General features: G+C 43.5%; 13 protein-coding genes. All 13 read left to right on the forward strand.

Annotated elements, in window-relative coordinates:
- The first annotated feature begins 985 nt into the window (after positions 1-985).
- The 13 genes from GD002_RS00500 (at position 986) to GD002_RS00560 (ending at position 12,201) form a co-directional block, all read left to right on the forward strand.
- Positions 986-1,354, forward strand: a complete 369-nt coding sequence (locus tag GD002_RS00500; protein ID WP_153730366.1) for an ATP synthase subunit I — start codon at positions 986-988, stop codon at positions 1,352-1,354.
- A gap of 32 nt (positions 1,355-1,386) precedes the next feature.
- A complete protein-coding gene (gene atpB, locus GD002_RS00505) occupies positions 1,387-2,097 on the forward strand; it encodes a F0F1 ATP synthase subunit A (protein ID WP_153730367.1) in 711 nt (236 codons plus the stop codon).
- 60 nt (positions 2,098-2,157) lie between these two features.
- Entirely contained in the window at positions 2,158-2,370 is a 213-nt protein-coding gene (atpE, locus tag GD002_RS00510) for a F0F1 ATP synthase subunit C (protein ID WP_009766206.1), read from the forward strand.
- A 150-nt stretch (positions 2,371-2,520) separates the two neighbouring features.
- The gene (gene atpF / locus GD002_RS00515) at positions 2,521-3,072 is read left to right on the forward strand and encodes a F0F1 ATP synthase subunit B (RefSeq protein WP_408020066.1); all 552 of its coding nucleotides are present in this window, start codon (positions 2,521-2,523) and stop codon (positions 3,070-3,072) included.
- Positions 3,069-3,605 (forward strand): F0F1 ATP synthase subunit delta, encoded by a 537-nt coding sequence (locus GD002_RS00520; protein WP_153730368.1) that lies wholly within the window; start codon positions 3,069-3,071, stop codon positions 3,603-3,605. The genes atpF and GD002_RS00520 overlap by 4 nt, the downstream gene beginning before the upstream one ends.
- A gap of 24 nt (positions 3,606-3,629) precedes the next feature.
- On the forward strand, positions 3,630-5,141 hold the full coding sequence (gene atpA / locus GD002_RS00525; RefSeq protein WP_153730369.1) for a F0F1 ATP synthase subunit alpha: 1,512 nt from the start codon (positions 3,630-3,632) through the stop codon (positions 5,139-5,141).
- 42 nt (positions 5,142-5,183) lie between these two features.
- The gene (gene atpG, locus GD002_RS00530) at positions 5,184-6,041 is read left to right on the forward strand and encodes an ATP synthase F1 subunit gamma (protein WP_153730370.1); all 858 of its coding nucleotides are present in this window, start codon (positions 5,184-5,186) and stop codon (positions 6,039-6,041) included.
- Between the two features lie 35 nt (positions 6,042-6,076).
- Positions 6,077-7,492, forward strand: a complete 1,416-nt coding sequence (gene atpD, locus GD002_RS00535) for a F0F1 ATP synthase subunit beta (protein ID WP_153730371.1) — start codon at positions 6,077-6,079, stop codon at positions 7,490-7,492.
- 19 nt (positions 7,493-7,511) lie between these two features.
- Entirely contained in the window at positions 7,512-7,916 is a 405-nt protein-coding gene (locus GD002_RS00540) for a F0F1 ATP synthase subunit epsilon (protein WP_153730372.1), read from the forward strand.
- A gap of 312 nt (positions 7,917-8,228) precedes the next feature.
- Entirely contained in the window at positions 8,229-8,459 is a 231-nt protein-coding gene (locus tag GD002_RS00545; RefSeq protein WP_153730373.1) for a DUF1146 family protein, read from the forward strand.
- A gap of 557 nt (positions 8,460-9,016) precedes the next feature.
- The gene (murA, locus tag GD002_RS00550) at positions 9,017-10,312 is read left to right on the forward strand and encodes a UDP-N-acetylglucosamine 1-carboxyvinyltransferase (protein ID WP_153730374.1); all 1,296 of its coding nucleotides are present in this window, start codon (positions 9,017-9,019) and stop codon (positions 10,310-10,312) included.
- Between the two features lie 374 nt (positions 10,313-10,686).
- On the forward strand, positions 10,687-11,514 hold the full coding sequence (gene spoIID, locus GD002_RS00555) for a stage II sporulation protein D (protein ID WP_228548235.1): 828 nt from the start codon (positions 10,687-10,689) through the stop codon (positions 11,512-11,514).
- Positions 11,515-11,589: 75 nt separating this feature from the next.
- Positions 11,590-12,201 (forward strand): M23 family metallopeptidase, encoded by a 612-nt coding sequence (locus tag GD002_RS00560; RefSeq protein WP_228548236.1) that lies wholly within the window; start codon positions 11,590-11,592, stop codon positions 12,199-12,201.
- Positions 12,202-12,368 lie beyond the last annotated feature (167 nt).

Consider the following 12,368-nt stretch of genomic DNA (forward strand, 5'->3'; position numbering starts at 1 on the left):
TCTAACAGAGTAAAAGAAGACTTAGGATGGGGGACCGGGGATTTACGCTCTGGGTGTACGCTTTACGCGGGATTCGCGATGGGCTTCTTCGTTCGTGAGAAGTGTGTGCTACTGGCTGTAAAACCACTTAACGCACGTAATGTTAGTCAAAGGAAGATGCCTATTTTGCACACTGATAGTAACTAATCTTCCCAGATCTTAAAAAAACTACAATGTACTTTCTATGTGCTTCCCACACTAACTAAGGATTGGAGCGAGAGCCGTTGCGTAGGACGGCTTTTGCGAGAAAAAGCGTAGCGTTAGGAGCACCGCTGTATAATTTCTGAAAAAAGTCGCAGAAATTATACAAATCAACCCCTTCGTTGTTCGATTGGTTCAAGGCACGCCCTCCGGAAAGCGTCCCCGTCTGGAGCGAGAGCCGTTACGAAGAACGGCTTTTGCGAGTAAAGCGCAGCGGTAGGAGCACCTCTTTGCCGTAAATCCCGGAGCACTCACCAAGTTTCCACTCTTCAATAATTATAAGTACCCATATATCTGGATACATTCCTTAAAGCACCGGGACAACCATCTAAAAACACAACCCAAAAAGCCTAAAACAAATATGTCGAATGTTTGACAATGCGAACACATTGTGAATTAATTCACCTGAATCAATTGACATAAAAAACCCCCTATTGTATGCTAGCAAAGGGTAAGATTGATAAGGGACTCATACATATCAATAGAAAAGTAATGATGTTTTCGAGCTTTCTAGTCTTTCTCCATGAACGCCTGCTAGCCTCTTTGACTGTGTTGTGCAAAGCAACGCTACCTGGTGAACAAAAAAGGCGCTTCACTTACAATTTCCAGATTCCTATGCAAGGAATCTATGTCGTTCAAAAAGGATCAAAACGACAAAGTCTCATCGCTTTCGACATTCGTCGGAAGATCTACTGAACACTTCAAAGTGCTGGAATCCAAATACGAAATGGGAGAATCACCAACAATGCAAAGTATGCAGGAAATTTTTAGTCGGCAGAAGAAAAGCTTATTTTTTTTGCTTGCATTGTTTGGACTCGGCTGGTTCTTTTTGGACTACCGGACATTCTTCGCTGGACTCATCTTAGGTTCACTTTTCGGTATGTATAATTTTTGGATACTTGTTCGACGGATGGAACGGTTTGATCGTGCCATTACAGAACAGAAGCGCGCAAAGTCATTAGGTATGGGCTTACGTTTTGGATCAGGTGTAGCGGCGGCAGCCATTGCACTATCTTTGCCGGAAGAGTTTGACTTGATCAGCACGGTAATCGGGTTAATGGTACCCTATCTATTACTGTTTACTGATCGACTGCTATTCCATAGGGAGCATTGACACTTTATTAGCAAGGGGAGGTGAACAAAAACGTGAATCATGAAAATCCACATTTTGTTTTATTCGGAATCGGGTTCAACCCTTCGAATATATTGATGCTGTTTGTGACATGTCTGGTCGTGTTCCTGATTGCAGTTGCATCCACTCGACGGCTTCAAATGAAACCTACGGGCATGCAAAACTTCATGGAATGGGTCATGGACTTTGTCAAAGGCATCATTAAAAATAACATGGACTGGAAAACGGGAGGCCGCTTCCACGTACTAGGTATCACCTTGATCATGTTTGTCTTTGTGGCAAATATGCTCGGATTGCCATTCGCAATCGTGTGGGATCATCAGCTTTGGTGGAAATCTCCAACAGCCGATCCAGTTATCACGTTAACCCTCGCTTCTACAGTTGTTGCGTTAACGCATTTCTATGGCATCAAACAGCTCGGAATGGGTGGTTATTTCAAAACATATTTCCAACCGATTCCTTTCTTGGCTCCACTGAAAATCATTGAGGAATTCGCAAATACGTTGACACTCGGTCTTCGTCTTTACGGGAACATTTTCGCGGGTGAGATCTTAATCGGCTTGCTTGCAACTTTAGGGGCTTCCAGTATCTTCGGCTTAGTCGGAGCTGTAATCCCAGCAATCGCTTGGCTAGGTTTCTCTGTATTTATCGGAGCGATCCAAGCATTTATCTTTGTTATGTTAACGATGGTCTATATGGCTCACAAAGTCAGCACAGACCACTAAACATAGAAATACCCTATTTAGGGAAATCAAAACTATACAAATATTAGGAGGAAATACACTATGGGTTTATTGGCAGCAGCACTAGCAGTTGGTCTAGGTGCACTTGGCGCAGGTATCGGTAACGGTTTGATCGTTTCTAAGACAGTTGAAGGGATCGCTCGTCAACCAGAAGCACGCGGCGTTCTTCAAACAACAATGTTCATCGGGGTTGCATTGGTTGAGGCACTTCCAATCATCGCAACAGTTATCGCGTTTATCGTAATGAACAAATAATTTTTGAATCATATGGCGAAGCACGTAGTTTGGGTCTTCGCCATTCCTTTATGTGGATAAACACATGAAATGCTTGAACATAGAATGATTCTGCCAATTCGGCAGAAGACTGAAACGAAAGAGTCATGAGCTCTTGAAGGGAGTGAAACAATCGTGTTGGATACCTTCGTCCTCTTATCAGCAAATGCTGACGCAGGATTTTTAGCAAGTTTGAACCAGCGACTCAATTTAGGTGACATCATCGTCACTGTCGTATTTTTCACGATTCTCATGGTACTTCTCAAGAAGTTCGCATGGGGTCCGTTAATGGGTGTAATGGATCAACGGGCGCAATTAATCGCCACGGAGATCGAACAAGCCGAAAAAAGCCGTCAAGAATCTGCAAAGCTTCTTGAAGAACAACGTGCTCTATTGAAAGAAGCACGTGATAATGCACAATCCATCGTCGAAAATGCAAAGAAACAAGGTGACACTCAACGTGAAGAGCTGATTACGGCTGCACGCGCTGAAGTAAACCGAATGAAAGAAGCAGCGACTCTCGAAATCGCAACAGAAAAAGAGAAAGCTGTGGCTGCAGTTCGCGAAGAATTCGTATCTCTATCCATTTTGGCTGCGTCTAAAGTTCTTGGGAAAGAAATTTCCGAAGAAGATAACCGCGCATTGATTGAAGAAACGATTGTGAAGGCAGGCGAAGGGCGATGAGCCAATCGGTAATCGCAAAACGTTATGCCGTTGCATTATTTAATGCTGCACAGGAAAAACAACAAGCTCTAGCTGTGCAAACAGACTTGAAAGAGCTAAAGAAAATCTTTGAAGGTGAAAAGGAATTAAGCGAGATGTTAATCTCTCCTAAGTTCTCGATCCAACGAAAAAAACAACTAATTGGGCAATTTTTCAGTGAAGCGAATCAGCTCGTATTGAACACATTATATGTGCTCATCGATGCAGGTCGTATTGGAGAAGTACTGAACGTTATCGAAGATTTCCAAGATATTGCGAATGAAGCGTCTGGAATCGCCGAAGCAAAAGTTTACTCTACTCGTCCGCTTACTGTTGAAGAGAACAATGCAATTTCCACTGCCTTTGCACACAAAGTAGGGAAACAAGCATTGCATATCGAAAATTTGATTGACCCAAGCCTAATTGGAGGCATTCGCCTTCAGATCGGCAACCAAATATATGACAGTAGCATCAGCGCGAAGTTAGCGCGTCTTGAACGTCAATTAGTCAATTAATTTGAATTAAGAGGGGTGACATACATGGGCATTAAAGCTGAAGAAATTAGCGGTCTGATTAAACAGCAGATCGAAAATTATCAGTCTGAAATGGAAGTAAGTGAAGTAGGTACTGTAATCCGTGTAGGTGACGGTATCGCACTTGCTCATGGCCTCGACAATGTCATGGCGGGGGAACTTCTTGAGTTCTCTACCGGCGTAATGGGTCTGGCACAAAACTTGGAAGCGAACAACGTAGGTATCGTTATCCTTGGGCCATACACTGACATTAAAGAAGGCGATGAAGTTCGTCGCACAGGCCGTATTATGGAAGTACCAGTCGGAGAAGAATTGATTGGCCGTGTCGTCAATTCACTTGGACAACCAGTTGATGGACTTGGTCCAATCAACACAACAAAAACTCGTCCTATCGAAAGCCCAGCACAAGGGGTTATGGCACGTAAATCTGTTCACGAACCATTACAAACAGGAATCAAAGCGATTGATGCGCTTGTTCCGATCGGTCGTGGACAACGTGAATTGATCATCGGTGACCGTCAAACAGGTAAAACAACTGTTGCAATCGATGCGATTCTAAACCAAGCAGACCAAAATATGATCTGTATTTATGTAGCGATTGGACAAAAAGAATCTACTGTTCGTGGAGTTGTTGAAACTTTACGTCGTAACGGTGCACTTGACTATACAATCGTAGTTACAGCTTCTGCATCAAGCCCAGCGCCAATGCTTTACTTGGCACCATATACAGGTATTTCTATGGCAGAAGAATTCATGTTCGAAGGCAAACACGTTCTAATTGTTTACGATGACTTATCTAAACAAGCAGCAGCTTACCGTGAACTTTCCTTGCTACTTCGTCGTCCTCCAGGTCGTGAAGCTTACCCAGGGGATGTCTTCTATCTACACAGCCGCTTACTTGAGCGTGCTGCGAAATTGAACGACTCACTAGGAGCAGGTTCAATTACAGCATTACCATTCGTTGAAACACAAGCAGGGGACATCTCCGCTTATATTCCAACAAACGTAATTTCAATTACGGACGGACAAATTTTCCTTCAATCCGATCTATTCTTCTCGGGCGTACGCCCTGCAATCAACGCAGGTCTTTCCGTATCCCGTGTAGGTGGTTCGGCGCAAATTAAAGCGATGAAGAAAGTTGCCGGTACACTTCGTTTGGACTTGGCAGCGTTCCGTGAGCTTGAAGCATTCTCTCAATTCGGTTCGGATCTAGATCCTTCTACAAGAGCGAAACTTGACCGCGGTCAGCGTACAGTTGAAATCTTGAAGCAGGACTTGAACAAACCATTGAAAGTCGAATACCAAGTCGTCAGTCTTTATGCATTGACACGCGGTTATCTCGATGATATTCCAGTTAAAGACGTATTGCGTTTTGAAAGTGAAATCACTAGCTGGTTAGAATCAAACCACACTGAAGTGTTAGATCACATCCGTACAACAAAAGATCTTCCAGCTGATGACGTAATGAGTGCAGCTTTCAATGAATTCAAGAAAAACTTCGTAACTTCTGAAGCGTAATCTATTGTTGTTTGATCTAAAAATAAAGGTGGTGAATAGCCAGTGGCGTCCTTACGCGAGATACAAAGCCGTATTACTTCAACAAAAAAGACGAGTCAAATCACGAAAGCGATGCAAATGGTATCTGCTTCTAAGCTGAACCGTGCCGAAGTGAATGCGAAAAAATTCGTTCCGTACATGGATAAAGTAGAAGAAGTGGTTGGTGCCATTGCAGCCGTGACGAAAGATTCAGGGCATCCACTATTGACAGCACGTCCCGTAAAGAAGACTGCTTACATCGTAGTTACTTCTGACCGTGGATTAGTCGGTGGATACAACGCTCACATTTTCCGTGCCGTAACTCGTGCAATCGAAAAACGCCATAAGTCCAAAGACGAAGTGGTCATCATTGCGATCGGTCGGAAAGGATATGAATTCTTCAGTCGTCTAGGATACAAGATTGAAGAAAGTCTGATTGGTCTTTCGGATCACCCTCGTTTTGAAGAAGTAAAAGACATCGCGAATCGGGCTGTTGGCATGTTCACAGAAGGCGTTTACGATGAAGTGTATCTTTATTACAATCACTTCATCTCCGCCATCTCCAACGAAGCAACTGAACGTAAATTGCTTCCACTCACAGATATTTCATCCGTATCAGCTACTTCCTCTTATGAGTTCGAGCCATCTGCTGAAGCGATTCTCGAAACACTTCTTCCGCAATACACGGAAAGTCTCATTTATGGAGCAGTACTGGATGGAAAAGCGAGCGAACATGCTTCCAGTATGACAGCGATGAAGACGGCGACAGACAATGCGTCTGAACTAATCGATTCGTTAACATTACAATTTAACCGTGCGCGTCAAGCAGCGATTACTCAGGAAATCACTGAAATCGTAGCCGGCGTAGCAGCACTTGAATAATTGAATTGAAGGAAAGTAAGACAGGAGGGAAAAGCATGAGTAATGGACATATTCTTCAAGTTATGGGTCCGGTTGTTGACGTAAAGTTCGAAGACGGCCAACTTCCTGCGATCTATAATGCATTGAAGGTTAATATCGATCGTTCTAACGGAGAAGTAGAAGTTTTGACTTTAGAAGTAGCACTTCACCTTGGTGACGATGCGGTTCGTACGATTGCAATGTCCTCGACAGACGGTCTGAAACGCGGTACTCCAGTAGTGAATACAGGTGCACCTATTTCTGTTCCAGTCGGCGACATTACACTCGGACGTGTATTTAACGTACTAGGCGAGGAAATCGACCTAGCTGAACCAGTTCCGGCTGATGCACAACGTGATCCAATTCACCGTTCTGCACCTACATTTGAACACCTTTCTACAGAGGTTGAAATTCTCGAAACTGGAATTAAAGTAGTTGACTTGCTTGCACCATACATCAAGGGTGGTAAAATCGGACTCTTCGGTGGTGCGGGAGTAGGTAAAACAGTTCTAATTCAGGAATTGATCAACAACATCGCGCAAGAACACGGTGGTATTTCCGTATTCGCAGGTGTTGGAGAACGTACTCGTGAAGGTAATGACTTGTACTGGGAAATGACAGATTCAGGCGTTATCAAGAAAACGGCAATGGTATTCGGTCAAATGAACGAGCCACCTGGTGCACGTATGCGCGTAGCACTTTCTGGTTTGACTATGGCTGAGCACTTCCGTGATGAGCAAGGACAAGACGTTCTATTGTTCATCGATAACATCTTCCGCTTTACACAAGCAGGTTCTGAAGTTTCTGCCCTACTCGGTCGTATGCCATCTGCGGTTGGTTATCAGCCGACATTGGCTACAGAAATGGGTCAATTACAAGAGCGTATTACATCAACAAACAAAGGATCGGTTACATCAATCCAAGCAATTTATGTACCGGCGGATGACTATACGGATCCGGCTCCGGCAACAACATTTGCTCACTTAGACGCAACGACGAACTTGGAGCGTAAGCTTTCCGAGATGGGTATCTACCCAGCAGTGGATCCACTTGCTTCTTCTTCTCGCGCATTGAGTGCAGAAATCGTTGGGGAAGAGCATTATCGTGTAGCACGTGAAGTTCAAACAACGTTACAACGTTACCGTGAATTGCAAGATATCATTGCAATCTTGGGTATGGATGAGTTGGATGAGGATGACAAGTTGGTTGTTGACCGCGCTCGTCGTATTCAGTTCTTCTTATCTCAAAACTTCCACGTTGCTGAACAGTTTACAGGACAAAAAGGTTCTTATGTTCCAGTTCCTGAGACAATCAAAGGCTTTGCTGAAATCTTGGAAGGTAAATATGACCACTTACCGGAAGATGCATTCCGTTTGGTCGGACGTATCGAAGAAGTTATTGAAAAAGCAAAAGGTATGGGCGTAGAAGTTTAAGGGACCAGGAGGGGAAAAAATGAGTAAAATCAAAGTGAATATTGTCACTCCCGACGGCCCTGTTTGTGAAATGGATGCGAACATGGTGATTGCAGTTACCGAAGCTGGTGAGATCGGGGTACTTCCCGGCCACATCGCGATGGTAGCACCACTTCAAATTGGTGCGCTTCGCCTAAAAACAGACGGCAAGACAGAAACTGTCGCGGTCCACGGAGGTTTCATTGAGGTCCGTCCCGAAGTGGTCACTGTATTGGCGCAGAGTGCTGAAATGGCTGAGTCCATTGATATTGCTCGCGCAAAAAAAGCAGCTGAAAAAGCAGAAACGGACTTGAAGAAAAAATCCGACAGTCTTGATTTGCGAATGGCTGAGCTTGATTTAAAGCGTGCGATCAACCGTATGCAAGTGTATGAGCAACGTGTGTAAATAATAGGTGGGCGGACAGACATTATTTCTGTTCGCCCATTTTTTCTTTGTAATGCTTTGGTAATTATCTTCAAAGCCTAACTTGCTGTGAGCCCAAAGTTATTGATCCGAGCGAAAGTCATGAAGAACCGAGCGAAACTTGAAGCGAACCGCTCCAAAATCAAGAAGAACCGAGCGTAACCTAACGCAGACCGCTCCAAAGTCCCGAAGAACCGCTCGAAACATGTATCGGTCCGCTCCAAAATCACAAATCATCGATAGAAACGAGAATCAAAATGTTCCAAACCACTATTTCGAGAGGAGACCAAAACTATGAGTATGCTCGGCAGCAACCCATTACTTGCGATTGTTTCTCATATTATTTTTATTGGTATTAGTTTTTATGCATTGCAAGCGATCCTACCAGAAGCGATTATTCGTAAAAATCGGGTCATGCAAGCACAACTTTTGTTTATTTTGCTAAGTATTGCAATTGGTTCGACTGTATCAAATTTCTTTTTAGACATATCCTATTGGTCAGGAAGATGGTCCACGTGGTTTTGATTTCCTTCAGCTGAAGTTCGTTCACAATCTTCACAGCGGGAGTCGGAACTCCGGCTGAAAGAAGTTAAAACCTTTTAAGCGAACATATTTTACACAAAAACACAGAAATTATACAAAATGAATACTTCGCTGTTTACTTAACTCAAACCAGGTCCTAAAAAACGTCTCGCCTGCAACGCAAATGCCTAAAATGCCTAGACGCCTAGTCAATTCACTAGCTAGGATGCCGATCTAACTCGCATATATGTACCAATGCAAATAAAAAATTAGTGAAAGCGTGTATAATCTAGAAAACTAGGGTATTACGTTAAATATGTCCAATATTACACGATTGTAATAAACACATTGTGTCAATTTGACACATATACTAGGGTACATAAGAAATACCCGAAAATTGCGCCAGAAGTTACTTGTCTAGTAAAGTTTTACAGGGTACAATAGGATGTGTTTTATGTGTATTTTAACGAACTGAAGAAGTATTGGAACTGACAACAAAAATGTTTATTGATGATAATAGTTTGTGGTAGAAGGATAAATTTGACTCGGAGGGGCTAGTGGTGGAAAAAATTATTATTAACGGCGGACGAACTTTACAAGGGAACGTACGTGTGGAAGGTGCGAAAAACGCAGTATTACCGATTTTGGCGGCTGCTTTATTGGCATCTGAGGGAGTAAACGTGATTCGTGACGTGCCGAACTTATCGGATGTTCGGACGATCAATGAAGTACTCAAGAGCTTAAATGCGAAAATCATACATGATCCAGAAAATGGTGAAGTGATTATTGATTCACGAGGGAAATTGGCAGATGAAGCGCAATTTGAGTTCGTACGTAAAATGCGAGCGTCCATTTTGGTAATGGGTCCTTTGCTAGCGCGTAACGGCTTTGCACGAGTCGCATTACCAGGCGGCTGTGCAATCGGTTCAAGACCGATCGATCAGCATTTGAAAGGCTTTGAAGCAATGGGCGCTGAGATTTCATTTGGACATGGCCACGTGGAAGCGAAGGTTGCTGGACGCTTAAAAGGCGCGAAAATCTATTTGGACTTCCCAAGTGTAGGCGCAACGGAGAATATCATGACAGCTGCGGCATTGGCGGAAGGCACGACTATTATTGAAAATGCCGCAAAAGAACCTGAAATCGTCGACTTGGCAAATTTCATCAATGAAATGGGCGGTAAAGTAGTGGGAGCTGGTACGGACAATATTCGTATCGAAGGTGTCCCTACACTCTATGCCTCTACTCATCACATTATTCCTGACCGTATCGAAGCGGGAACCTTCATGGTGGCTGCTGCGATTACAGGCGGAGACGTTGTGATTGAAAACGCAGTCCCTGAACACTGTACAGCATTGATCTCCAAATTAACTGAAATGGGCGTTGTAGTTACTGAGTTGGATGAAGGCGTTCGTGTAACAGCGAAGCATCCACTAAAGGCAGTCGATTTGAAAACGATGCCGCATCCTGGATTCCCAACGGATATGCAATCGCAAATGATGGCGTTGATGTTAACTGCAACAGGCACAGGTGTATTAACTGAAACTGTATTTGAAAATCGTTTCATGCACGTGGAAGAATTCCGCCGCATGAATGCCGATGTGAAAATTGAAGGACGCTCTGTGATCGTCTCTGGACCATCTAAGATTCAAGGAGCTGAAGTTGCTGCAACAGATTTGCGTGCCGCTGCATCACTTATCTTAGCAGGCCTCGTCGCAGAAGGGGTCACTCGTGTTACTGAACTTATTCATCTAGATCGCGGCTACGTCGATTTCGATAAAAAGCTGAAGGCACTTGGAGCAGATATCACACGCGTCTCTTCTGAACAAGAAATTACTGAAACTCAATTTGTATAATGTATCAAAAACCGTGGACGCTCGTCGTTCATGGTTTTTTCTTGCTGTTTTTTGACTAATGGCTTGGTCCCTGGTGGGTTTGGCTCGGTTAAATTAAACTTTGGATCGTTACATATGAAGTTTAGCTCGCTTCGCTTTGACTTTCGCTCTGTCATACTTCTTAATTGCTCGTTCTGTGACGACTTTCGCGCGGTTCTCCAAACAACTTATGAAACCTCTCGCATGAAAAACTTCACACGCGCATAGTGTGTAGTATGTACAAAAAACTACTCCTTTTATTCATCATTCTTGGTTTATTTTTTATTCCCATCCTTGCTAAAAAAGCACCAGATCTGAAACTGGTAGATCAGAGAAAGGAGAAGAGTTGTGACATCATGATTACCGTCACTGGAGTGGACGAGCCGCTTTCATTGGAAGAGTATGTGGTAGGTGTAGTTGCGGGTGAGATGCCGGCAGACTTCCATGAAGAGGCGCTAAAAGCTCAAGTGATTGCAGCTCGTACCTATGCAGCACGAAATACAGATAAAGGTGCGAAACCGATCGCGAAGGATGTCTCTGCACAGGTATATCGAACGGAAGCTGAACGAAAAGAGCGCTGGGGGAAATCTTTCAAGCAGAACGAGAAAAAAATTAGAGCAGCAGCAGAAGCTACGCGAGGCGATATCATTGTACATGGAGAAGAAATCATTTCGGCCATGTTCTTTTCTACATCTAATGGTAAAACGGAAGCAGCGCAAAACTTCAGCGGAAACCCGGTGGAGTATTTACAGAGTGTAGAAAGTCCTGGCGAGGAAGAGGTTGCGCCCACAGTCGAACGTAAATTACAAATGACGTTAACGGAGTGGAATCGGAAACTTGGCTTAAAGTGGGATGCTGATGAATTTCGTGCACTTCAATTAGTTAGGAATCAAACAGGGCGTGTTCAGAAAATAATAACGAATAATTACGAAACGAGTGGACGTCAAATTCGAGAAAAGTTGAATTTAGCATCTACGGATTTTAATATCGCCTATGATGTGAACAATCAAATTGTTCATATCACCACGTTAGGATACGGACATGGCGTGGGGATGAGTCAATATGGAGCAGAGGCATTTGCACAGAAAGGCTGGACAGCGGAACAAATTATATCGCATTATTATACTGGGACGAAAATACAAAAAATAAATTTACCTGAAGATGAATGTTTAAAATCCTCTTAACTTGCAAAGAATGCAAGTGAGGTGATGACAATGCGAGAAGAAAAACCAAAGGCCCCTTCTCAGGAGAATAAGAAAATGAAAAACGGCTGGTTCTGGCCTGCCATTTATACGAGCGTCGCGCTCCTATTTATCGGTATGGTATGGGGATACTCCGCACTGACAAAGGATGAAACGACGAAGTCAGAAGTTGCGAAGATTGATCAGCCGAAAGACAGTGTCACGGTGGAAACAAATGCAGAGAAAGAAACACTTAAGTATCCATTTAACGAAGACCAACTAGAGCAAGTCGCTATTTTACAAGAATTTTATGATCCGCAAGCAGAAGAATCTATGCGTGAAAAAGCATTGCTAGTGTTCAAACAAAGCTATGTCACAAGCACAGGTCTTGCTATTTCAATTGATGGACAACCGTTTGAAGTGGCAGCGGCGATGAGTGGAACGGTAGAAGAAGTGATCGTAGATTCATTCAAAGGCAGTGAAATCAAAATCAAACATGCGGACGGAAAGACGACCGTCTATGGTTCGTTAACTGGTGTACTCGTGAAGGAAGGCGATGAAATCCAACAAGGACAAATTATCGCATCTGCTACACAGAATGAGTGGAACCCGGCAGCGGGCGTACATTTACAATTTGAAGTGCAGGAAGAAGGCGTGGCAGTGAATCCGCGTAATTATTTAGCCTTTTAATTTAATAAAACAATCCACTAAGCCATTCCAGCCCCCCGGAATGGCTTTTTTGCTATTTACTCATCCTTGACAAAATTCTGTCCCATCTAGCCGAAAAAACGTCAATTCAGCCGAATGTTTGGCTTGAAGACGAAAAGGTAGAGGCGAAAATCTAGATTCTCTGTAAA

The organism is Sporosarcina obsidiansis (assembly GCF_009651005.1).
GTDB lineage: Bacteria > Bacillota > Bacilli > Bacillales_A > Planococcaceae > Sporosarcina > Sporosarcina obsidiansis.

Bases quoted from the DNA above. Each gene is read 5' to 3' on its own strand.
- GD002_RS00500 (WP_153730366.1), top strand. From the start codon at position 986: ATGCAAAGTATGCAGGAAATTTTTAGTCGGCAGAAGAAAAGCTTATTT.
- atpE (WP_009766206.1), top strand. From the start codon at position 2,158: ATGGGTTTATTGGCAGCAGCACTAGCAGTTGGTCTAGGTGCACTTGGC.
- GD002_RS00520 (WP_153730368.1), top strand. From the start codon at position 3,069: ATGAGCCAATCGGTAATCGCAAAACGTTATGCCGTTGCATTATTTAAT.
- atpA (WP_153730369.1), top strand. From the start codon at position 3,630: ATGGGCATTAAAGCTGAAGAAATTAGCGGTCTGATTAAACAGCAGATC.
- atpD (WP_153730371.1), top strand. From the start codon at position 6,077: ATGAGTAATGGACATATTCTTCAAGTTATGGGTCCGGTTGTTGACGTA.
- GD002_RS00540 (WP_153730372.1), top strand. From the start codon at position 7,512: ATGAGTAAAATCAAAGTGAATATTGTCACTCCCGACGGCCCTGTTTGT.
- GD002_RS00545 (WP_153730373.1), top strand. From the start codon at position 8,229: ATGAGTATGCTCGGCAGCAACCCATTACTTGCGATTGTTTCTCATATT.
- spoIID (WP_228548235.1), top strand. From the start codon at position 10,687: ATGATTACCGTCACTGGAGTGGACGAGCCGCTTTCATTGGAAGAGTAT.
- GD002_RS00560 (WP_228548236.1), top strand. From the start codon at position 11,590: ATGAAAAACGGCTGGTTCTGGCCTGCCATTTATACGAGCGTCGCGCTC.